A 22,396-nucleotide genomic window follows, 5' to 3' on the forward strand; every position below is an offset into this window, starting at 1 on the left:
GTTGATTACCTTGCATCAGTACACTGTAATAAACGCTATAAATTAAATTTATTTCAAAACCAATGCGCGTTCCATACCAAAAACTTGAAGCCGAATTTGAAAGAGTACTATTAAGTATTGATCTGCCGCTTGCAAAAGCCCGGCAATGCGCCGCCATTTTTGCCGCCAACAGCAGGGACGGTGTTTACAGTCATGGCCTTAACCGGTTTCCTGCTTTTGTACAAACTGTAAAGGAAGGCTTGTTTAAACCGGATGCGGAAGCTGTAATGGTAAACAACCTGGGTGCAATTGAGCAATGGAACGGCAATTTTGGTCTTGGCATGTTAAACGCAAGCACGTGTATGAGCCGGGCTATTGAACTGGCCGGAGAGTACGGCATAGGCTGCGTGGCTATCAAAAATACTAACCACTGGATGCGTGGCGGCACTTATGGCTTGCAAGCGGCAGATGCCGGATTTATAGGCATTTGTTTTACAAACACCATTGCTAACCTGCCGCCCTGGGGCGGGCTCGACCCGCGGCTTGGTAATAATCCCCTGGTTATTGCGGTGCCGCGTAAGGGCGGACATGTCTTATTGGACATGGCTATTTCGCAATATTCGGTAGGTAAGCTGATGGAGAGCAAATCGCAAAATAAACCTTTGCCATTGCCCGGCGGGTATGATCATGAAGGGAACTTAAGTACCGATGCCGATGCCATTTTGCAGTCAAAACGGATGCTGCCCATTGGCTTTTGGAAAGGGTCGGGTTTATCGCTGATGCTTGATCTGCTGGCGACACTATTAAGCGGAGGAAAATCTACCTCAAAAATCAGCGAACACGAAAAGGAGTGGGGCGTATCGCAAGTGTTTATCTGCCTGAAAACAGACACTGAGCAAAATGAGCGTTTAATAAATGAGATCCTGGATTACACCAAAAGCAGCAATCCTGTTGATGGTGAACAGGTTTCATACCCTGGCGAAAATATGCTCAAAACCAGAGAGCGGAATTTACAGGATGGGATACCTGTTAATGAGGAGATCTGGGAAAGGGTATTGAATATGTGAGCCGATGGATTGACTACTGACCAATTACCCTACCATCATTCCCTCAAATTTTTCCCAAAAGCCATCGCGCGGTACGGGAGCTATGATGGCAACCGGCTCGTTTTTTACCGGGTGTACAAAAGTGAGCTTGCGTGCATGCAGGCAAATACTTTTGCGCAGACTGCCACGGGGATAACCATATTTATTATCGCCCACAATGGGACAGCCCAAAGTTGAAAGCTGCACCCTGATCTGGTGCGGGCGGCCGGTTATCGGGTCAACCTCAATTAAATAGTATCCGTTTAGCTCGCCCACTAACTTATAACTTAGCTCCGAACGTAAGCTGCCCTGCACTTCGCGGTCATGGGCTTTGGTTACATTTTTCTGTGAGTTTTTTACCAGCCAGTGTACCAGGGTGCCTTCTTCGGGAAATGGTTTTTTGCGCACTACTGCATAATAGGTTTTATGCATTTCACGGGCTTTAAACATTTTGTTAATGCGGTCGAGCGCTTTACTGGTTTTGGCAAACAGGATCACGCCGCTTACCGGTCTGTCCAGCCGGTGCACCACGCCTAAAAATGCACCGTTGGGCTTGCTGTATTTTTTGGCGATGTATTTTTTTACTTTTTCGTCCAAGGGCTCATCACCGGTTTCATCAACCTGTACAATGTCTCCCGCGCGTTTATTTATGGCAATAAGGTGGTTGTCCTCATAAAGAACATCCTTGTCAGTAATATCGGCATTGTTATAATTAAATTCAGGACGGGCCATTTGTGTTAGTTCATGGTTCATGGTTAATAGTTCATGGCCATCATTTTTTTACTATGATCTATGAACTATCAACTATAGGCTAATTAATACTGCTCCTTCTCGTTAGGGAAACTGTTACTTTTTACATCGGTATTGTAATTTTTGATCGCATCGTGCATGATGTCATACAGGTTAGAGTACTGGCGTAAAAAGCGGGGTTTAAAGCCTTTATTAATCCCCAGCATATCATGGATCACTAATACCTGGCCGTCGCAATGCTGACCGGCGCCGATACCTATTGTTGGGATCTGCAGGCTATCGGAGACCTCCTGGGCCAGTTTGGCCGGGATCTTTTCCAATACAATACCAAAGCAGCCAAGTTCCTGGAGTTTAAGGGCATCCTCACGCAGTTTTTGTGCCTCGGCTTCATGTTTGGCGCGTACAGTGTATGTTCCAAACTTATATATGGATTGCGGTGTAAGGCCAAGGTGTCCCATTACCGGGATGCCGGCGGTTAAGATCCGGCTAACTGATTCGGCTATTTCAACGCCGCCTTCAATTTTAACGGCGTGCGCCCCGGCTTCCTTCATAATGCGGATAGCTGAGTTCAGCGCTTCCTTTGAGTTGCCCTGGTATGATCCAAAAGGCAGATCGACAACCACCAGGGCACGTTTGGCCGCACGTACTACAGATGATGCATGATAGATCATCTGGTCGAGCGTTATAGGCAGCGTAGTTTCGTGACCCGCCATCACATTGGAGGCCGAATCGCCAACAAGGATGATATCAGTCCCGGCATCGTCGACTATAGTCGCCATCGAATAATCATATGCGGTAAGCATAGAGATCTTTTCGCCACGAATCTTCATCTCCTGGATGGTATTGGTGGTGATACGCTTTATTTCTTTATTTACAGACATTGATAAATGTGTTATCGCACTGCAAAGGTACTTTTTGATTTTGGATTAATTGGATTTCGGATTTCGAAATTTCGATTTCGGATTTTTCTGTTTTTGATTTGTTATTTTATCGGCAGAAAGCCTAATAAATCCGAAATCAAAATAATTCCAAAATCTCACACCCGAAATCCGAAATTATTTTCTACTTTTGCGCCGTGAATCCGGAAGTTCCTTACTTCAATATTTCTATCAGTTTTCACGGGGCTTTGAACCAGGCGATCCGATCATTTAACCCTTTCAATTTTTTTAAGCAATGAATTATTTCACCAAATTACCGGCTATATTGCTGCTTGCCGACGGTACCGTTTTTTACGGTAAAGCTGCGGGCAAAATGGGTACTACTACCGGCGAGATTTGTTTTAATACCGGCATGACCGGCTACCAGGAGATTTTTACCGACCCTTCATACTTTGGGCAAATTATGGTAACCACCAATGCGCACATTGGTAACTACGGTATTGCTAATGAAGAGGTTGAATCGGGCAGGATACAAATCGCAGGCCTGGTTTGCAAAAACTACAACATCGCCTACAGCCGTAAACAGGCCGATGAATCGATACAGGATTATTTCCAGGAGCAAAACATAGTTGGTATATCTGATATAGATACCCGTCAGCTTGTTCGCCACATCCGTGATAAAGGCGCTATGAACGCCATCATTTCATCAGAAATATTAGACCTGGATGAACTGAAAGCAAAACTTGACCTGGTACCTTCTATGGATGGCCTGGAGCTTTCATCGCAGGTATCAACTACCGAAACTTATACTTTTGGCAGCGACGATGCTCCTTATCGTGTAGCGGTGCTTGACCTTGGTGTAAAGAAAAACATCCTTCGCAATTTTGATTCGCGCGAGGTTTATGCCAAAGTATTCCCTGCAAAAACTACTTATGCCGAAATGGAGAAAGATTTTGCCCCTACAGGCTATTTCATTTCAAACGGTCCCGGCGATCCATCAGCGATGCCTTATGCGGTTGAAACTGTAAAGGAGATTTTAGCTGCTGATAAGCCGATGTTCGGTATTTGCTTAGGCCACCAGTTGCTGGCTTTGGCTAACGATATCCCAACTCAAAAAATGTTTAACGGTCACCGTGGTTTAAACCACCCGGTAAAAAATATCATCATTAACCATTGCGAGGTTACTTCCCAAAACCATGGGTTTGGTGTAGTGCCGGAAGCCGTACGTGCTTCGGATAAGGTAGAGATCACCCACGTTAACCTGAACGACCAATCCATAGAAGGCATTCGCGTAAAAGGTAAAAAGGCCTTCTCGGTGCAATATCACCCTGAGTCTTCACCTGGTCCGCATGATTCAAGGTATTTGTTTGATGACTTTATCAAATTGATGAAATAAATTTTGATTGCACCTGTACAGATTTTAAATGTGCGGATGTTCGAAAGCCTTTCAATTTAGTTTGGAAGGCTTTTTTATTTCTCAGGATTCCTTTTTAACTTAGTTATATACCTGCCTGAATTATGAAGAAATCAATTAACCTGCTTTTAACGGCAGAAGAGAAAGCTATTCTCCGGGCTCAAAAAACAAAAATAGCCGATCTCACTACTTTCGCCCCGGATGAAGTTGCAATGATATTGAATGCGGATACCGAACGTGCCAGGGAGATCAACGCGTTGATTGAGTTCCAAAGTATTCCGTCATTAGGGATCAATTTTGCAACTGAACTGATACAGCAAGGCTATTACTCATTACAACAACTGGAAGGAAAAGACCCGGTTGAACTATTCAATGCATTTGAACGGCATGTGGGTGCCTGGGCCGATCCATGCGTGGAGGATTCATACCGATTACTGGCGGATTATATTAAACATGGCGACACTGGTAAAAACTGGTGGCATTTTACTGCCGAACGAAAAGCTTACCGGGCCGAGCATGGCTTCCCTGCAAACCGACCTGCAAAGGCGTGGTACGAGTTGCCGCAGTATCGTAAGGGGAAAGAGTTTGTGGGGAGTAAATAAAAAAGTACGGGATTGTGCGATTCCCTCCCTTGGGAGGGTGTAGGGAGGGGTTTCTTCAATTGGGCAATGTTGTATAAACCCCTCCCTGCCATTACACATTCCACCACACCCCTCCCGGGGGAGGGAATTAAAAAACATCACCACAAAAAACGCGAATGAGCAATCATTCGCGTTTCGGTATAAAAACTCAGGCGGATATATCCTGGATTAGTTTAAGTATGATTGCAACAGGTTTGATTTTGAATTGTGACGTAAACGCATCAAAGCCTTGTCTTTTAACTGGCGAACACGCTCACGGGTTAAATCAAATTTTTCACCTATTTCCTCTAATGAGTGAGGTGCATGACCACCAAGGCCAAAGAATAACATCAGTACTTCACGGTCACGTTCGGCAAGGATACCTAACGAGCGTTTAATTTCCTGTGATAATGAATCAGCCATTACTTCGGTATCGGTGGCAGCATCAGAGCTGGCCAATACGTCAAGCAAGGTGTTTTCTTCACCCTGGATGAAAGGTGCGTCCATTGAAATCTGCCTGCCGGCGTTATTCATTGAATCGGCAATTTTATCAACCGAAATTTCCAGGTTGTCTGCAAGTTCTTCGGGTGTTGGCTGTCTTTCAAACTCCTGCTCCAGTTTTGAAGCTGCTTTGTGAATTTTACTCAATGAGCCAATCTGGTTCAGTGGTAAACGCACAATACGCGATTGCTCGGCAATGGCCGACAGGATTGACTGACGGATCCACCATACGGCATATGAAATAAATTTAAAGCCTTTGGTTTCGTCAAAGCGTTTTGCCGCTTTAATTAAACCAAGGTTTCCTTCGTTTATTAAGTCGCCCAGGGTAAGGCCCTGGTTTTGGTACTGCTTAGCAACCGATACCACAAAGCGAAGGTTTGTTTTTGTCAAACGTTCTAACGCTACCTGGTCGCCCTCACGGATCTTTTGCGCCAGGATCACTTCCTCTTCAGCTGTGATCAAATCTACCTTGCCAATATCATGCAGGTATTTTTCGAGCGATGCCGATTCGCGGTTAGTGATTGATTGGGATATTTTAAGTTGTCTCATTTTTTAATACAGATTATTAAGCTAAAAACGGTTCAATAAGATACATGTGCCGGGTTAAACAACCGGAGGTAAAAACAGATTACATTAAACTTTGCTTCCTTCTTTATTTGTGAACCCGGGATAAGTATTTAATATTTAAAACGAGGGTTTGCTACTGATATTATTGCTGTAAGGAGCGAGCGGTTTAAAAGTTTTAAAATAATGTGCTAACCAGAATGTGTAATCAACATATTACCCTATAATGAACAGCACAAAGGTAAGCATTTATTTGCTATTATAGTGTCATTTAAACACCATGAAACAACGGTGAATGTAAATATTTTTTGAAATTAAACTAATCTTGTTTAGGTTCGGGCGCTTGTTGGGTGTCATCTGTCTTCTGCTCATCATCATCTGCTTTTGTTTTTTTATGGTTTTTGTTCCACTTAATTTTTATTTTACCATCATCGCCATCGGTGGCAAGTATGTGTAAAACAATGCCTTTCATACGTTTTTTATTACGTTCGGTTTCATCTGCTATTTTGCTGTCATTCTTTGGGTTTCGTATCGGTACATCAAGTGCAATGTTAGTACCCCGCGATAGCGAATAAGTGCCCTCAACGTCCATATTGAGCACGCTGGAGTTAATTTGCATGGGCGCAATTTTGATTTTATCGCCATTGATATCAAATTGGGCTTTCAGGTCACTAAAAGTAATGTTATCCAGATCGCGGAAGGGAAAAGCAAACTTACCCACACTTTTTATCGGCGAAAAATTGACCAGGGCACCCTCTTTCAGGTTTACCATAGCGGTTCCCCTTATTGATTTAGGTACCAGGTTACCCGCATTATTGATCCCCCCCTTAATATCGGCCCTTGCCGAAAGGAAGCCCCTGAGGTTATCACTCGTAAAATCCTTTAACCCAAAATTGTTAAACGATGCAAAGAATGTATTAGTATTAACATGGTTAATGGTAGTACTGATAGCAAAATTATTGATTGGTCCCTGCTGTACCAGGCCGCTTAAGTTTAATGACCCGCCCGAGCTTTTAAGGCTTACATTGCGCATTTTCATGGTGTTGTCGGCTAAAAGGATATCGGCATTAACATCTGTCGCCAAAAACTTTTTATAATATACTTTGGCTAAGCGCAGATGAAGTTCGGCCTGCCCTTTATCAAAGGCGGTATTAAGCTGGCTGGTAATTTTAGCATTGGACATCCTTTTGCCCGTTCCTGCACTGCTTTTACTGCGTTCGTATCCGCGGTTGTTCAGGAAGCCTAAAAACTCGCCAAGATATATCTGCGGACTGGTGATCTGCCATACAATCAAAATCTTTTGTGGATCGGTATAATACAGGTTGAGGAAATTGCTCACCTTACCCTGCATGTACACTACGCTACCGCCATTTTGCAGGCGGATATTATTTATGTAGAGATCTTTATCGGTAAATTTTAAGGCAATGGAGTTGTTTTTAAATACCAGGTTGCGGGGCAGGTAACTTACATCTGCATTTTTTATATCTACATTACCGGTAACGAAGGGTTTGGTGAATTTGAAATTCACGATATCAGCCTTATAAGCCAGTTTCAGATCGGCAATCCCCTTAGTAAATTTAAGGCTTTCATCTCCTATGATGGCGTTGAGTTTGCTAACCGGAAAGCGTGACCTGAAAATCCCTGTGGCGACAGGTGTATTCAGGTTGTTGATAAACGCAGTATCGATAGTAAAAGGGATTTCTTTATAGTTGCCGTTAAAATGATAAAGCCTGATTACCGAATTTTCATCGCCCAGACCCCTGCCATTAATATAGTTGTTGCTGAACGTTCCGTTAAAGCTGCAATTTTCGATTGTACCGCCCTGGGTTTTCAAAACGTTATTCTTTGCCTTGGCAGTAACGTAAATAGATGGATCGCCCTTAACGCCGAAAGCCCCTCTCAGATCGCAGGTTACATCAATGGGCTTTTTCAGGTCGAACATTTTGAGGCTTTTGGTGATGTTGGCCGCAAGCAGATTGGCAGCGCTGGTCCATAAAATGTCATTAACCTTTAAGTTAATTGTAAAAGGGGTTTCAGGTTTTTTAAGCTCAAACCTGGCAGTAACGTTGAATGTGTCATCACCTATATTTAAGTTATTAGGTGCTACGTTAATAACCTGCGAGTCATAATTATAGCTAATATCAAAATGCCCCTTGAGCAGCCTGTTTTTCATGAAGCTCCCCTTTTTGGTATTAAAGGAAAAGCTGTTTACCATGGTATTCAGGTCGATATCGGCGTTCCATCCTTTAGCAGGGTAATCCAGGTGGCCCCGGATATCATTAACAGCGAATTTGAATAGTTTATAAGCATGACGATCGTCAACAACAAAGTTTACCTTGTTTAACGAAAAGCTCCTAATTTGTGTGGAAGAGCTGGTTTGTTTTTCTTTTGGGTCTTTTTCAACTGTAGGTTTTGTTTTAAATATAGATGTATTGCTATAACCACTGCTGTCGGTAAACAGGTCGATATCGGCATTGCTGATATCTATTTTATTGATTACCACTTCGCCTTTTAAAAGGGCCGAAGCATTTACTGATACTTCAAGACCTTTGGCGGTTAGTAAAGTATGATGATGCTGGGCCCAGCGATTATCTTTCAATACCACGTTTTTCAACTCAACAGATACACCGGGAAAACCTTTGAACAACGTTGGATCAATGGTGCCGATAGTTAAAGTGCCGTTTAGGTTTTTGTTAAGCTCGGAGGTGATCATAGCAAGTACTTTCTGTTTGTTATAACTAACATAAACAGTAAGGGCGATGAACATAATTATAATTAAACCAACGAGCGCTCCGGCGACCTTTAAGGTTATTTTTAACCATTTTGGCATTTCAACTAATTTACTGTTAAAGCGTTATGGTTATATAATTGTTTGTATTGTAACATATAATTAACACACGGTATAGGAATAGGCAAATAAATCTGCTATAAGATACAATATTTTAAAGGTATAATCGGCTACATCAGTATCATGGAAACAACTAATAAAATAAGGGTTATTATAACAGGCGCCACCGGTATGGTAGGCGAGGGCGTATTACACCAATGCGTATTGAGCGATAAGGTTGAAGCAGTATTGGTTATTAACCGTAAACCCTGCGGTGTAACACATCCTAAACTAAAGGAAATTATACATGCTGATTTTTTTAACCTCAAACCCATTCAGGATCAGTTGGAAGGTTACAATGCCTGCTTTTTTTGTTTAGGCGTTTCGTCGGTAGGGATGAGCGAAGAAGCTTATTATAAAGTAACTTACCTGCTAACCATGCACGTGGCCGAAATTTTGAGCCGAATTAATCCGGATATGACTTTTTGTTATGTATCTGGTGCCGGTACCGACAGTACTGAAAAGGGCCGCAGTATGTGGGCCCGGGTAAAAGGTAAAACCGAAAATGATTTGATGAAGCTGCCCTTCAAACAGGTATTCAACTTCAGGCCGGGGTTTATGAAAAGCTTTAAGGGGGCAAAAAATACCCTGCCATTTTATAAATACATCAGTTGGATGTACCCCATAGGCCGCCTTATTTACCCAAAGGGTTTTATTACGCTGGAGGAAGTTGGCAAAGCCATGATCAATACCGCGAATGGCGGCGCTGGTCGCTGGATATTAGATGGAAAAGATATTGTTGCCATGGCGAATAGCTAACAGTGGGTAATGATATATAGAGAAGGCTATCGTGTAAAACCCGATATATCGTAAATGTTGGGTAGCTGTATTTTAATTAATACATTGATTAATAGTGTTTTGTGTTTTTGGAGCAAGCTTTGAAATGGTACTGTCAACAGTATTATTTATGAAACTTAAACTCCAGCAAAAAATGAACACAAAATTCATGAAAGGCCGCTTAAAAGCACATTTAATTGCGGCGACTATTTTATTAGGCAGCTTGTTTGCCTTTACTTTTAAGGCCGAAGCCCAGGCACAGCCTGTTAAAAACATTGTATTAGTGCACGGGGCTTTTGCCGATGGCTCGGGCTTTAAGGCCGTGTACAATATCCTTACCAAAAAAGGTTATAATGTTACCGTGGTGCAAAATCCGCTTACTTCTTTAAAGGACGACGTTGACGCCGCCAACCGGATTCTGGATAAACAGGATGGACCGACGGTATTGGTAGGCCACTCTTATGGTGGTACGGTAATTACTGAAGCCGGGAATAATTCAAAAGTAGTAGCGTTAGTTTATATAGCCGCGTTTATGCCCGATAAAGGGGAAAATACGATTAAATGGGTACAGTCGGCACCTCCGGCTCCCGAAAATGGTATTTTGCCGCCAGATGATAAAGGTTTTGTTTACTATGATAAAGCCAAATTTCATGGCGGTTTTGCCGGCGACCTAAGTAAAGCCGAAGCCGACTTCATGTTTGCATCGCAGGGGCCAACTTCGGTTCAATGTTTTGTTACGCCTGTTGCCGAAGCGGCATGGAAAACCAAACCAAGCTATGCTATAGTGGCCACCGAAGATAAAAGCATTGTGCCCGATGTTGAGCGTACCATGTACAAACGTGCCGGTGCAAAAGTAACAGAGGTAAAAGGCAGCCACGTGATCTTCATTTCGCAGCCTGAGGCCGTTGCCAAAGTCATCATCGACGCGGCAAATGGCGTTAAATAATCAGATAGTTTTTGTTACAGTTTTAAGCGGAATTGGTCATGATTGACTGTTCCGCTTTTTTATTGGTTTGCCGGAAAAGTGTTGTCACAAGGGCAAAGATGTTATTTGATTTTCCCAGTGCGCCGGATTCATTTTTAGTAACGGCAATGCTATATACTGTATGAGTAAATTAAACGTTTTACCACCCCAAAACAGCCAATCCGTTTTGTAAAGCTTATTTTATATTGTTAAAAGAACACTAATTATTGCCGGGCTGAATAGACGTACCGGCGATTTTTTCGACAGGTACTTGAACTATGTAATGACTTTTTTACAGGCCAAAAGGTTCCTTTAAGTAAATAATGCATTTTATCTGAATAAAATTTTAAATAAAATTTTTCTTTGTCAAAAATTAAGTGTTATTTCGACAATAATTATAAATCTTTATATGAGCAATAACCAATTAGTGATCGGGGTTGATTACGGGTCTGACTCCGTGCGCTCCGTGATAGTAAACGCGGCCAACGGAGAAGAAATAGCATCATCAGTATTTAATTACCCCCGCTGGCGCGATGGCAAGTATTGTGTACCTGCCGAAAACCAGTTCCGCCAGCATCCGCAGGATTATATCGACGGACTTAAAGCCACTATTAAAGATTGTATTGCACAGGCCGGCGGTGAAGCCATCGCAAAAAATATAAAAGGCATTTCTGTTGATACCACCGGCTCAACCCCCGTTGCGGTTGATGCTGCCGGTACTCCGCTTGCCTTAACCCCCGGTTTTGAAACTAACCCCAATGCCATGTTTGTATTGTGGAAAGATCATACTTCGGTTAAAGAAGCAGCGCAGATCAATGAACATGCTGCAAAATTTGATACCAATTATTTGAAATATGTTGGCGGTATCTACTCGTCAGAGTGGTTTTGGGCTAAACTGCTGCATGTACTAAGGGTTGATAAAAGTGTACGTGATGCTGCTGCCTCATGGGTCGAGCATTGCGACTGGGTCCCCTTCCTGTTAACCGGTGGTACCGATGTTAAGGCCATTAAACGCGGCCGTTGCTCTGCTGGTCACAAAGCCCTTTGGGCCGAAGAATTTAATGGCCTGCCTCCTGAAGAATTTTTTGTTTCTCTTGATCCGGTGCTGGCTGGTTTCAGGGATAAATTATATGAAGATACATACACGGCCGATGAAGCAGCCGGAAACCTTAGCGCGGAGTGGGCGGAGATATTGGGACTCTCAACCGATGTGATTGTAGGTACCGGCGCTTTTGACGCGCACATGGGCGCTGTTGGCGGTCAGATTGAGCCTTATCACCTGAGCAAGGTAATGGGCACATCAACCTGCGATATCCTGGTTGCCCCAACATCAGAGATGGAAGGCAAACTGGTACGCGGTATCTGCGGACAGGTGAATGGCTCGGTTATTCCGGGAATGGCAGGTTTAGAGGCTGGTCAATCGGCTTTTGGTGATACTTATGCCTGGTTCAAAAACATCCTGGCCTGGCCATTAAATAACCTGCTTTCACAATCGCAGGTAATTGACGCGGCCACTGCCGAAGCGTTGAAGGAAGAAATTTCAGAAATGATCATCCCTGAATTGAGCAGGCAGGCAGCATTGTTACCCATCGAAGAAAGCAATGAGCTGGCTATTGATTGGTTTAACGGCAGGCGTACACCGGATGCCAACCAGGAATTAAAAGGAGCTATTACCGGTTTGGGTTTAGGCAGCGATGCACCACGGGTATTCCGTGCGCTGGCCGAGGCCACCTGCTTTGGTGCCAAGAGCATTGTTGACCGCTTTATCAGCGAGGGTATCCCGGTTAAAGGGATCATCGGTATCGGCGGCGTAGCAAAAAAATCACCTTTCGTGATGCAAATGATGGCTGATGTTTTGGGAATGCCTATCCGCATTCACCAGTTTAAACATACCTGTGCTTTGGGCGCTGCGATGTTTGCTGCGGTGGTTGCCGGTATCTACCCAACTATCGAAGAGGCTATGACAGCCATGGGCCGCGGCTTTGACGTGGTTTATGAGCCAAACATCGCGTTGAAGGAAGTTTATCAGCAACGCTATAACCAATACAGCATATTGGGCAAGTTTGTAGCTGCCGAAGTTGCTTTGAAAAATAATCCTGAACTGCAAAACGCTTAATAAAGACATGAGTAAATATGATCATATAAGGCTTAGTGCCTATAATGCCAATATGCAGCTGCCCAAACTGGGCCTGGTGCTGTTCACTTTTGGTAACGTAAGTGCCGCCGACAGGGAATTAGGTGTATTCGCCATTAAACCAAGCGGTGTACCTTACGAGGATTTGTCGCCGGAGAAAATGGTAATCGTTGACTTTGATGGTAACACCGTTGAAGGTGACCTTCGCCCGTCAAGTGACACCAAAACACACGCCGTACTTTATAAACACTGGGAAGGCATCAACGGTATTGTGCATACGCACTCTACCTACGGAACAGCCTGGGCACAGTCGCAACGTGATATCCCGATCTTCGGTACTACCCATGCAGATCATTTAACGGTTGATATCCCTTGCGCCCCACCCATGAATGACGAAATGATTAAAGGTAACTACGAGTATCAAACCGGTTTCCAGATCATGGAATGCTTTGAAGAAAAAGGCCTGGATTATAAAGAGGTTGAAATGGTGTTGGTGGGCAACCATGCCCCGTTTACCTGGGGTAAAACCGCCGAAAAAGCGGTGTATAACAGCGCCGTACTGGAAGCTGTAGCCCAGATGGCTTACCTTACCGAGCAAATTGATAAAAGCGCCCCCCGCTTAAAAGATGCACTAATTAAAAAGCATTACGAACGTAAACACGGACCCGATTCATATTACGGACAATAAGCCTGATGAAAAAAATAAACCTGTTTTTCCTGCTGCTTTGTTTTTTTGCCTGCACCCGTTTATCGGCACAGGTGGCAGCTACACCGCCTATGGGCTGGAACAGTTATAACTGTTTTGGTTCGGCAGTACATGAAGATGAAGTTAAGGCCAATGCCGATTACATGGCAGAGCATCTGAAACAACATGGCTGGGAGTATGTGGTAGTCGACTTTTTATGGTCGTACGATAACCCTCCGGGCAGCAATATCGGCAACCCCTTCCAATTGCGTTTACAGGATGGTTCATATGTTCCATGGTTAACTATGGATAAATGGGGAAGGTTAACTCCGCAACCCACTAAATTTCCATCAGCATTTGGCGGTAACGGTTTTAAACCGCTGGGCGATTATATCCACAGCAAAGGCTTAAAATTCGGCATCCACGTTATGCGCGGCATCCCGAGACAAGCTGTTTGGTCAAAATCGCCGGTTAAAGGTACCAATGGCATTACTGCCGATATGGTGGCTGACACCAACTCAAAATGCCCATGGATGAACCACATGTACGGGCTGGATATGAAAAAGCCCGGCGCGCAGGAATACCTGAACTCGCTGCTGGAGCTTTATGCTTCGTGGGGAGTTGATTTTATTAAGGTAGATGACCTTTCACGCCCATATAGTAATGCCGAGGTTGAAGGTTATCAGAAAGCCATTCAGCAATGCGGCAGGCCTGTTGTATTAAGCTTATCGCCCGGTGAAACCCCGGTTGCGCAAGCGGCTCATGCTACCAAATATGCCAATATGTGGCGCATGGCTGATGATTTTTGGGATAACTGGAAAGAGATCCTGCATATGTTTGAATATGCCAAAAGCTGGGAAGGCATTGGCGGCCCCGGCCACTGGCCCGATTGCGATATGATCCAGATCGGTAAGCTAAGTAAACGCGGCCCGGTAGGACAGGAGCGCTTCAGCCGCTTTACCGAGGACGAGGAATATACCCACATGACCTTCTGGAGCATCTTCCGTTCGCCGCTGATGATAGGAGGCAACCTGCCCGAAAACCGTGATTTTGAGTTGAAACTTTTTACCAATGATGAGGTAATTGCGGTAAACCAAAAAGGATCGAACCCTAAGCAGCTATATAAAAAAGATGGCGCCATGATCTGGTATTCGCAGATTCCCGACAGCAAGGATATTTATGCCGCCTTTTTCAATATCGGCGATGATGATAAATCCGTATCCCTGAACTTCAAAGACCTGGGCCTGAAAGGCAAGGTAACCGTACGTGACCTGTGGAAAAAACAGGATGTTGGCCAGTACAAAACAAGCTATCAGCAAAAAATAAACAAGCACGGCGCAGCATTATTCAGGCTGTCGCCAAAAAACTAAACCAATTCACTAAATCACTCATTCGCTAAATCAATAATTAATTATAATGATCGATCTGAAAACATTTGAAGTATGGTTCATAACCGGGAGCCAGAATTTATACGGAGAAGAAACACTGAAAAAAGTTGCCGAGCACTCGCAGGAAATTGCTAAAGGTATTGATGGCGCTGCCAATATTCCTGTGCGGGTAGTGTACAAACCAGTTGTTAAATCAACCGAAGAAATCTATAACACTTTACAGCAGGCTAACGTTGCCGAAAACTGTATCGGTGTTATTGCCTGGATGCATACTTTTTCGCCTGCTAAAATGTGGATTCGTGGGTTAAGCATCCTTAAAAAACCGATGCTGCACCTGCATACCCAATATAACCGCGATATTCCATGGAGTTCAATTGATATGGATTTCATGAACCTGAACCAAAGCGCCCATGGCGACAGGGAGTTTGGTTTCATGGTATCACGCATGCGCATGAACCGTAAAGTGGTTGTTGGCCACTGGCAGGATGGCGAAGTGTTGAAAGACATTGAAAGCTGGAGCCGCGCGGCTGCCGGCTGGTACGATTGGCAAGGCGCTAAGTTTGTTCGCTTTGGCGATAACATGCGCTTTGTAGCTGTTACCGATGGTGATAAAGTTGAGGCCGAATTGAAATTTGGGTTCGCGGTAAATACTTATGGTATCGGCGATCTGGTTGCCGTTGTTGACAGCATCAGCGATGCTGAGGTTAAAGCCCTTACAGATGAGTACGAGGCTACTTACACTATGGCCGATGACCTTAAGCAAGGCGGTGCGAGGTATCAGTCGGTTTATGACGCTGCTAAAATTGAACTTGGCTTACGTAAATTTTTACAAGATGGCGGCTTCAAAGGTTTCAGCGATACGTTTGAAGACCTGCACGGCATGATCCAGTTACCGGGTATTGCCTCACAGCGTTTAATGGCCGATGGTTACGGTTTTGCCGGAGAAGGCGACTGGAAAACCGCTGCCCTGGTACGTGCATTTAAAGTAATGGGTGCCGGTTTGCCGGGCGGTAACGCTTTCATGGAAGATTATACTTACCACTTCGATCCGAACAATGCCTTGGTTTTAGGCTCACACATGCTCGAGGTTGATAGCAGCTTAGCTAATGGTAAAGCAGCATTAGAAGTACATGCCTTAGGTATTGGTGGCAAGGCCGATCCTGCACGTTTGGTATTTAATGTAGCCGGTGGTGCTGCGCTCAATGCTTCAATTGTGGATATGGGCAACCGTTTCCGTTTAATTGTTAACGAGGTTGAAGCCATCGAGCCGGTTGAAGATCTACCGAAATTGCCAGTTGCAAGGGTGCTTTGGAAACCACTGCCGGATATGAAAACCGGTTGCGCGGCCTGGATCTACGCCGGTGGTGCACACCACACCGCATACAGCCAAAATCTGTCGGCCGAGTTGATCAATGATTTCGCTGATATGGCTGGTATCGAGTTTTTGCGTATAGGCAAAGACACCAAGCTTGATCAGTTCAGGAACGAGATCAGGTGGAATGACGCGGCGTATAAATAGCCCCAGCCCCCTCTAAATCTCCCCCAGAAGGGGAGACTTGAAAAAAAATATAAGATGGTCGCCGCTCGGCTCCGGCCGAGTGGCAACTATTAAGCGGCCTCTGGCCGCCGGGATTGGAGTAGCAGGCCAGAGGCCTGGGGATAATAGCCACTCGGCTGAAGCCGAGCGGCGGCGTTTTTTTTAAAGACTTACGAAGTTTTTAAAACTTCGTAAGTCTTAAGTTCTGCGCTGTTTCGCGTTAGGGATAGAAGCGGATACCGGCCACGTGGCTAAGGCCTTGTGCAGTATGAGTGGATAGCCCGGCCGCAGGCAACGCCATTGCGAATTTTCGATTTCGGAATTGTCTGAACTCGAATTCATGGAATTAAGGAATTTATTTAGTATGATATTAATTTCTTTATTCCACAGGTTTCGGTTCAAAAAAAAATGAGAAGAGTATAAACTTAACCAATGCTTTAAAAAGCCCTCACCCTTTAGGGGAGGGTTGGGAGGGGCAACTAATTTAAACCAAATAATGAACAAATTTTCCACTATCGATTACGTGATCTTCGTAATCTATTTTATTGTAGTTACGAGCTACGGGTACTGGGTATACAGCCGTAAAAAGATCAAAGGCGTATCTGATAGTCACGACTTTTTCCTGGCCGAGGGGTCGCTTACATGGTGGGCCATTGGTGCTTCGCTAATCGCGTCGAATATATCTGCCGAGCAATTTATAGGCACCAGCGGACAGGGTTTTGCCGTGGGTTTGGCCGTTGCAGCTTACGAATGGGTTGCTGCCATAGCGCTGATTATTGTGGCTGTATGGTTTATACCGGTATACCTCAAAAATAAGATTTTCACCATGCCGCAGTTTCTGCATACGCGGTATAATGAAACGGTAAGTTTTATCATGGCCATTTTCTGGCTGTTGTTGTATGTGTTAGTTAACCTAACTTCTATACTTTACCTGGGTGCATTGGCCATTAACAACTTAATGGGTGGCGGATACCTGCACGAGATCATTATCGCGCTGTCTATTTTTGCCTTGTTCATTACCCTTGGCGGTATGAAGGTGATCGGTTTTACCGATGTTATACAGGTATTGGTGCTGGTTGTTGGCGGTTTGGCTACCACTTATATAGCGCTTACTTTGGTTAGCGAGCATTTTGGTTTGGGCAAAGACGCCATGGCGGGCCTAAATAAAATGATGAGCGATGCACCAGATCACTTTAAAATGATGATGGCTAAACCTAAACCGGGCGCTCCGCAGGCAGAGATCAACAAATACCTTGCGCTGCCTGGTATTGCTATGTATTTTGCCGGTCAGTGGATAGTGAACCTGAACTACTGGGGCTGTAACCAATACATCACACAAAGGGCTTTGGGTGCTAACCTGAAAACTGCCCGTACAGGGATCCTTTTTGCAGGTTTAATGAAACTGGCTATGCCTGTTATAGTGGTATTACCGGGTATTGCTGCTTACGTATTGTACAAAAACGGTGGCTTGCAACAAGAAATGGCATCGGGTGGTCACTTCAACTCAGATAATGCTTACTCGGCTATATTGGGCTTTTTACCAACCGGCTTAAAAGGTCTTTCGGTTGCAGCTTTAACTGCTGCTATCGTGGCTTCGCTGGCAGGTAAGGCCAATAGTATCAGTACCATCTTTACGCTTGATATCTACAAAAAACATATCAGCAAAGAAGCCAGTGAAAAGAGTATGGTTAATGTAGGCAGGCTTACTATTTTGGCTGCATTAGTGTTCTCTATCATGCTTACCTGGAAAGATCTTTTAGGCATAGGCGGCGAAGGCGGCTTCACCTTTATTCAGAAATACACCGGCTTTATCAGCCCGGGGATCTTCGCCATTTTTATTTTAGGTTTCTTTTGGAAACGTACCACAGGCGCAGCCGCTATTGCAGGCATCTTAACAGGCTTCGGCATGTCGGTGCTGTTCAATAACTATGCACCAAAATTGTTTGGTAACGAGACTTTGTTGTACACAGCTTTCCCTAATGGTAAGGGAGGTTATGAAATTCCGTTCCTGATTTGTATGGGGCTGTCATTCATGTTCACCATTATTGTGATGGTGGCCATCAGCCTTGCCGGTCCGAAAGTTAATCCGAAAGCATTTGAAATTCCGCGTAGTATGTTCAAGGTTGAGAAATCAACCATGGCATTAATTGTAGTTACACTTATCCTGCTTACCATGCTTTATGCTAAATTCTGGTAAGTACAATAATTTATAAAATGAAGTTTTTTATTGACACAGCCAACCTGGCACAAATTAAAGAAGCCCACGACCTGGGCGTATTAGACGGCGTTACCACCAACCCATCTTTGATGGCTAAAGAAGGTATTACCGGCCATGAAAATATCATTAACCACTACAAAGCCATTTGCGAAATTACCGATGGCGATGTGAGCGCCGAAGTAATATCAACCACCTTTGATGAGATGGTTGCCGAAGGCGAAGCGCTGGCTGCTCTTCACGAGCGCATTGTGGTAAAGCTGCCCATGATAAAAGATGGCGTGAAAGCTTTAAAGTATTTTAAGCAAAAAGGAATTAAAACCAATTGTACGCTGGTGTTTTCGGCAGGTCAGGCCCTTTTGGCGGCTAAGGCTGGTGCTACTTACGTATCACCGTTTATTGGTCGTTTAGATGATATCTCAACTGATGGTTTGCAACTGATTGAAGATATCAGGCTGATTTATGATAACTACGGTTATGAAACACAGATCCTGGCAGCTTCGGTACGCCACGCTATGCACATTGTTAACTGCGCTAAGCTGGGGGCCGATGTGATAACCGGTCCGCTGAGTGCTATTACCGCTTTGCTAAAACATCCGCTTACAGATAACGGACTTGCGCAGTTCCTGGCCGACCATGCCAAGGCTGCAGGTGTTTAGTTGAAATATTTGATTTTTGAATAAGAAAGTCCCGCGCGAGGCGGGCTTTTTTTAATTAAATATTTTAAGTGTTTTTTTAACAATTATAAATTAATTTTTATACATTGGTCTCACTGATTCCCAAACCATTAGTTAAACCAATTTATTTGTACCGGAAATTATAATAGTTAAACGGCAAATGCTTTAAAAAGCAAGCTAACAACCTCAAATTATGAAGAATAACAAGAATTTATTAATGATGTTAAGCTGTTCGGCAGCGCTTTTTGCGGCTTGTAACGGTAATCCAAAAGCAACTGATTCGACCGTGAAAGATTCGACCTCGGTAACTACCCAGTCAATACCCGATTCGGCCAATTTTGAGGCGGATGTACAGGGGAAGAAAGTAAAACTCTTTACCCTGAAAAATAACAGCGGCGCAACAGTGGCCGTTACCAATTATGGTGGCAGGCTGGTAAGCTTACTGGTACCTGATAAAGACGGTAAAGCTACCGATGTTATTTTAGGTTACGACTCGTTGAAAAGCTATCAAAAACCGAAGGAGCCGTATTTCGGCGCCATTATAGGCCGCTATGGCAACCGTATTGCCAAAGGTAAATTCACCCTTGATGGCAAAGCTTACCAGTTGGATATTAACGATGGCGTAAACACCCTGCATGGCGGTTTCAACGGCTTTTACGGAAAGGTATTTTCTGCTAAGCAACTGAGCGCTTCGCAGCTGGAATTCACTTATATTTCAAAAGACGGCGAAGGTGGTTATCCGGGCAATTTAACTGCAACTGTGGTTTATACTCTGGGCGATGATAACGCGCTTAAGATTGAATATAAAGCAACTACCGATAAAACTACCATAGTTAATTTAACCAATCACGCATACTTTAACCTGAATGGCGCGGGTAACCCAACTATTACCGACAATGTGTTGCAAATAAATGCTGATGCATTTTTGCCGGTAGATACCACATTGATCCCCACAGGCAAGCTGCAGCCGGTTAAAGGTACCCCATTTGATTTTACCACTTCAAAAACCATTGGTAAAGACATTGGCATTGCTGATGAGCAACTGAAAAACGGCAAAGGTTATGATCATAACTTTGTATTGAACAAGCACGACCTTAGCACTCCAATTGCTACTGTTAAGAGTACAGTTACCGGCATTACTATGGAGGTATTCACCGAAGAGCCCGGCTTGCAATTTTACTCAGGCAATTTTTTAACCGGCGAAACCAAAGATGGCAAAGGCGGCAAAGCTTACCCTTACCGTTCGGCGTTTTGTTTGGAAACCCAGCATTTTCCGGATGCGCCAAACCAGCCGGCGTTTGCTTCAACCGTCTTAAAGCCAGGCCAAACTTACCATACGGTAACCATTTACAAATTCTCCAAATAAATAAGCGATGCTAAAAAGAGCTTTTTTAATGCTGTGTGCTGCCGGTACTTTTACCGCGCTGCATGCGCAAACACAATATACCATAGCGGCTGATAAGGTAAAGGCACACATTCAGCCAACCATGTATGGGATATTTTTTGAGGATATTAATCTTGCTGCCGATGGCGGTGTGTATGCCGAACTGGTAAAAAACCGTTCGTTTGAGTTCAACATGCCTTTGATGGGGTGGAAGGAACATAAAAAGGACGGCGGTGACGGTCGTACAGAAGTAATAAACCGTGCCGTTGAACGCCCTGAGAATGCGCACTTTATAAAAAGCTACATCACAACTGATGCCGGTTTTTACGGTCTCTCGAACGAGGGTTTCCGCGGGATGGGGGTTAAGGAAGGTGAGGAATACAGCTTTTCGGTGATAGCCAAACAGGAAGGTGATACCAACGTAAAACTGAATATTGAGCTGCACGGCGATAATGATGCCGTTATAGGTAAAGCCGAACTTACGCCAACTGATAAAGAATGGAACCGTTATAGCGTGAAATTTAAATCGGATGCTACAACGCAGAAAGCACAGTTGTATGTTTGGATGAGCGGTAAGGGCGTAATCGACCTGGATATGATTTCCCTATTCCCCGAGCACACCTGGAAAAACCGCCCGGGTGGCCTGCGTGCCGATCTGGTACAGCGATTGGCTGATCTTAAGCCCGGCTTTTTACGTTTCCCCGGCGGATGTATAGTTGAAGGTCGTGAGCTGAGCAACCGCTATCAGTGGAAAAAAACTATCGGCGCGGTTGATAAACGTGAGAATATCATTAACCGCTGGAATACCGAGTTTAAACACCGTCCAACGCCTGATTATTACCAAACTTTCGGTCTGGGCTTTATGGAGTATTTCATGACTGCCGAGGATATTGGCGCTTCGCCCCTGCCTATCCTGAATTGCGGTATGGCCTGCGAATTCAACACCGGCGAACTGGTGCCTTTGGATAAACTTGATCCTTACGTACAGGACGCGCTCGACCTGATTGAGTTTGCTAATGGCGATGCCAGCACTAAATGGGGTAAGCTGCGTACCGATCTCGGTCACCCGGCACCGTTTAATTTAAAAATGATTGGTGTAGGTAACGAGCAATGGGGCCCGCAATATATCGACCGTTGGAAAATCTTTACCAAAGCTATCAAAACTAAATACCCGGATATCAAGATCGTGTCTGCTTTAGGCCCATCGCCTGATGGTAAAGAGTTTGATCTGTTAAATAAAACATTCCGCAGTTTAGGTGCCGATATTTTGGATGAGCATTATTATGCGCCTGCAAAATGGTTCAGAGATAATGCCCGCCGTTATGATAACTACGACCGCAAAGGTCCTAAAATTTTCGCCGGTGAATATGCTGCACAAAGCAAATCAACCGTAAACCCCGATAACAAAAACAATTGGGAGTGCGCATTATCTGAAGCGGCCTTCATGACCGGTTTGGAGCGTAATGCCGATGTAGTGAACATGGCTTCATACGCCCCGCTTTTCGCACACGTAGAAGGCTGGCAGTGGACACCAAACCTGATCTGGTTTGATAACCTGAACAGTTATGCTACGCCGAATTATTATGTGCAGCAACTGTTTTCCATTAATAAAGGAACAGATGTAGTGCCGCTTACCTTAAACAACGAAGCCGTAGCCGGCCAAAATGATAGCTATGCTACTGCCAGTGTAGATAAGAATACCAATGAACTGGTGATCAAGTTTGTGAACACCGGCACATCAGCACAAAACGTGAGCTTTAAAATTACAGGTTCAAAAGGTTATCAGAATCAAGCGACAGTTACAACGCTGAAATCCGAAGATAAGGATGCTGAAAACTCTTTGACGGCGCCAACAGCAGTTAGCCCCGTTGAAAGTAAGATTAATATTTCGGGCAATACCCTGAAGCTGGCAGTTGAACCTTACTCGTTTAAAGTAATCAGGCTTAGAAACAAATAA

At 44.3% G+C, this 22,396-nt stretch carries 17 protein-coding genes; 13 read left to right on the forward strand and 4 right to left on the reverse strand.

Features of this window, described 5'->3' with window-relative positions:
• Positions 1 to 62 precede the first annotated feature (62 nt).
• On the forward strand, positions 63 to 1,046 hold the full coding sequence (yiaK, locus tag ACP26M_RS27325) for a 3-dehydro-L-gulonate 2-dehydrogenase (RefSeq protein ID WP_426584971.1): 984 nt from the start codon (positions 63 to 65) through the stop codon (positions 1,044 to 1,046).
• A gap of 24 nt (positions 1,047 to 1,070) precedes the next feature.
• Here yiaK and ACP26M_RS27330 read toward each other — a convergent pair whose 3' ends face one another.
• Positions 1,071 to 1,817 carry an RluA family pseudouridine synthase gene (locus ACP26M_RS27330; RefSeq protein WP_426584973.1) on the reverse strand — a complete coding sequence of 249 codons (747 nt, stop codon included), beginning with the start codon at positions 1,815 to 1,817 and terminating at the stop codon, positions 1,071 to 1,073.
• A 62-nt stretch (positions 1,818 to 1,879) separates the two neighbouring features.
• Positions 1,880 to 2,695, reverse strand: coding sequence for a 3-methyl-2-oxobutanoate hydroxymethyltransferase (panB, locus tag ACP26M_RS27335; protein ID WP_426584975.1), 816 nt, complete (start codon positions 2,693 to 2,695; stop codon positions 1,880 to 1,882).
• Between the two features lie 292 nt (positions 2,696 to 2,987).
• Between panB and carA the strand changes: the two genes are divergently transcribed.
• Both carA and ACP26M_RS27345 read left to right on the forward strand, forming a co-directional pair.
• The gene (gene carA, locus ACP26M_RS27340) at positions 2,988 to 4,088 is read left to right on the forward strand and encodes a glutamine-hydrolyzing carbamoyl-phosphate synthase small subunit (protein ID WP_426584977.1); all 1,101 of its coding nucleotides are present in this window, start codon (positions 2,988 to 2,990) and stop codon (positions 4,086 to 4,088) included.
• 122 nt (positions 4,089 to 4,210) lie between these two features.
• On the forward strand, positions 4,211 to 4,708 hold the full coding sequence (locus ACP26M_RS27345; RefSeq protein ID WP_426584979.1) for a helix-hairpin-helix domain-containing protein: 498 nt from the start codon (positions 4,211 to 4,213) through the stop codon (positions 4,706 to 4,708).
• A gap of 207 nt (positions 4,709 to 4,915) precedes the next feature.
• Here the strand turns inward: ACP26M_RS27345 and ACP26M_RS27350 are convergent, their stop codons facing one another.
• On the reverse strand, positions 4,916 to 5,776 hold the full coding sequence (locus tag ACP26M_RS27350; RefSeq protein WP_090528912.1) for a sigma-70 family RNA polymerase sigma factor: 861 nt from the start codon (positions 5,774 to 5,776) through the stop codon (positions 4,916 to 4,918).
• Between the two features lie 334 nt (positions 5,777 to 6,110).
• Positions 6,111 to 8,621 (reverse strand): AsmA-like C-terminal region-containing protein, encoded by a 2,511-nt coding sequence (locus ACP26M_RS27355; protein WP_426584981.1) that lies wholly within the window; start codon positions 8,619 to 8,621, stop codon positions 6,111 to 6,113.
• A gap of 141 nt (positions 8,622 to 8,762) precedes the next feature.
• On the opposite strand from ACP26M_RS27355, the gene ACP26M_RS27360 reads away from it, so the two are divergent.
• From ACP26M_RS27360 to ACP26M_RS27405, 10 genes are all read left to right on the forward strand, one after another.
• Positions 8,763 to 9,437: an NAD-dependent epimerase/dehydratase family protein gene (locus tag ACP26M_RS27360; RefSeq protein WP_426584983.1), complete on the forward strand. Its 675-nt coding sequence runs from the start codon at positions 8,763 to 8,765 to the stop codon at positions 9,435 to 9,437.
• 148 nt (positions 9,438 to 9,585) lie between these two features.
• On the forward strand, positions 9,586 to 10,401 hold the full coding sequence (locus ACP26M_RS27365; RefSeq protein ID WP_426584985.1) for an alpha/beta hydrolase: 816 nt from the start codon (positions 9,586 to 9,588) through the stop codon (positions 10,399 to 10,401).
• Positions 10,402 to 10,828: 427 nt separating this feature from the next.
• The gene (locus tag ACP26M_RS27370; RefSeq protein WP_090528900.1) at positions 10,829 to 12,535 is read left to right on the forward strand and encodes a ribulokinase; all 1,707 of its coding nucleotides are present in this window, start codon (positions 10,829 to 10,831) and stop codon (positions 12,533 to 12,535) included.
• 7 nt (positions 12,536 to 12,542) lie between these two features.
• Complete coding sequence (locus tag ACP26M_RS27375) at positions 12,543 to 13,241, forward strand: L-ribulose-5-phosphate 4-epimerase (RefSeq protein WP_090528897.1); 699 nt, start codon at positions 12,543 to 12,545, stop codon at positions 13,239 to 13,241.
• Positions 13,242 to 13,246: 5 nt separating this feature from the next.
• A complete protein-coding gene (locus ACP26M_RS27380) occupies positions 13,247 to 14,608 on the forward strand; it encodes a glycoside hydrolase family 27 protein (protein ID WP_426584988.1) in 1,362 nt (453 codons plus the stop codon).
• 46 nt (positions 14,609 to 14,654) lie between these two features.
• The gene (gene araA / locus ACP26M_RS27385) at positions 14,655 to 16,145 is read left to right on the forward strand and encodes an L-arabinose isomerase (protein ID WP_373612672.1); all 1,491 of its coding nucleotides are present in this window, start codon (positions 14,655 to 14,657) and stop codon (positions 16,143 to 16,145) included.
• A gap of 514 nt (positions 16,146 to 16,659) precedes the next feature.
• Positions 16,660 to 18,360, forward strand: coding sequence for a sodium:solute symporter family transporter (locus tag ACP26M_RS27390; RefSeq protein WP_090528891.1), 1,701 nt, complete (start codon positions 16,660 to 16,662; stop codon positions 18,358 to 18,360).
• 17 nt (positions 18,361 to 18,377) lie between these two features.
• Positions 18,378 to 19,037, forward strand: coding sequence for a fructose-6-phosphate aldolase (fsa, locus tag ACP26M_RS27395; RefSeq protein WP_090528887.1), 660 nt, complete (start codon positions 18,378 to 18,380; stop codon positions 19,035 to 19,037).
• A 211-nt stretch (positions 19,038 to 19,248) separates the two neighbouring features.
• Positions 19,249 to 20,421 (forward strand): aldose epimerase family protein, encoded by a 1,173-nt coding sequence (locus ACP26M_RS27400; RefSeq protein WP_426584990.1) that lies wholly within the window; start codon positions 19,249 to 19,251, stop codon positions 20,419 to 20,421.
• A gap of 7 nt (positions 20,422 to 20,428) precedes the next feature.
• Entirely contained in the window at positions 20,429 to 22,396 is a 1,968-nt protein-coding gene (locus ACP26M_RS27405) for an alpha-L-arabinofuranosidase C-terminal domain-containing protein (protein WP_426584991.1), read from the forward strand.

Source organism: Mucilaginibacter sp. R-33, assembly GCF_049949235.1.
Classification (GTDB): domain Bacteria; phylum Bacteroidota; class Bacteroidia; order Sphingobacteriales; family Sphingobacteriaceae; genus Mucilaginibacter.

Excerpts from the sequence above, each read along its gene's own strand:
- fsa (WP_090528887.1), top strand. The coding sequence starts at position 18,378 with ATGAAGTTTTTTATTGACACAGCCAACCTGGCACAAATTAAAGAAGCC.
- ACP26M_RS27405 (WP_426584991.1), top strand. The coding sequence starts at position 20,429 with ATGCTAAAAAGAGCTTTTTTAATGCTGTGTGCTGCCGGTACTTTTACC.
- carA (WP_426584977.1), top strand. The coding sequence starts at position 2,988 with ATGAATTATTTCACCAAATTACCGGCTATATTGCTGCTTGCCGACGGT.
- ACP26M_RS27330 (WP_426584973.1), bottom strand. The coding sequence starts at position 1,817 with ATGAACCATGAACTAACACAAATGGCCCGTCCTGAATTTAATTATAAC.
- ACP26M_RS27365 (WP_426584985.1), top strand. The coding sequence starts at position 9,586 with ATGAAACTTAAACTCCAGCAAAAAATGAACACAAAATTCATGAAAGGC.
- ACP26M_RS27370 (WP_090528900.1), top strand. The coding sequence starts at position 10,829 with ATGAGCAATAACCAATTAGTGATCGGGGTTGATTACGGGTCTGACTCC.
- ACP26M_RS27355 (WP_426584981.1), bottom strand. The coding sequence starts at position 8,621 with ATGCCAAAATGGTTAAAAATAACCTTAAAGGTCGCCGGAGCGCTCGTT.
- ACP26M_RS27375 (WP_090528897.1), top strand. The coding sequence starts at position 12,543 with ATGAGTAAATATGATCATATAAGGCTTAGTGCCTATAATGCCAATATG.
- ACP26M_RS27345 (WP_426584979.1), top strand. The coding sequence starts at position 4,211 with ATGAAGAAATCAATTAACCTGCTTTTAACGGCAGAAGAGAAAGCTATT.
- ACP26M_RS27400 (WP_426584990.1), top strand. The coding sequence starts at position 19,249 with ATGAAGAATAACAAGAATTTATTAATGATGTTAAGCTGTTCGGCAGCG.
- panB (WP_426584975.1), bottom strand. The coding sequence starts at position 2,695 with ATGTCTGTAAATAAAGAAATAAAGCGTATCACCACCAATACCATCCAG.
- yiaK (WP_426584971.1), top strand. The coding sequence starts at position 63 with ATGCGCGTTCCATACCAAAAACTTGAAGCCGAATTTGAAAGAGTACTA.
- ACP26M_RS27350 (WP_090528912.1), bottom strand. The coding sequence starts at position 5,776 with ATGAGACAACTTAAAATATCCCAATCAATCACTAACCGCGAATCGGCA.
- araA (WP_373612672.1), top strand. The coding sequence starts at position 14,655 with ATGATCGATCTGAAAACATTTGAAGTATGGTTCATAACCGGGAGCCAG.
- ACP26M_RS27390 (WP_090528891.1), top strand. The coding sequence starts at position 16,660 with ATGAACAAATTTTCCACTATCGATTACGTGATCTTCGTAATCTATTTT.
- ACP26M_RS27380 (WP_426584988.1), top strand. The coding sequence starts at position 13,247 with ATGAAAAAAATAAACCTGTTTTTCCTGCTGCTTTGTTTTTTTGCCTGC.
- ACP26M_RS27360 (WP_426584983.1), top strand. The coding sequence starts at position 8,763 with ATGGAAACAACTAATAAAATAAGGGTTATTATAACAGGCGCCACCGGT.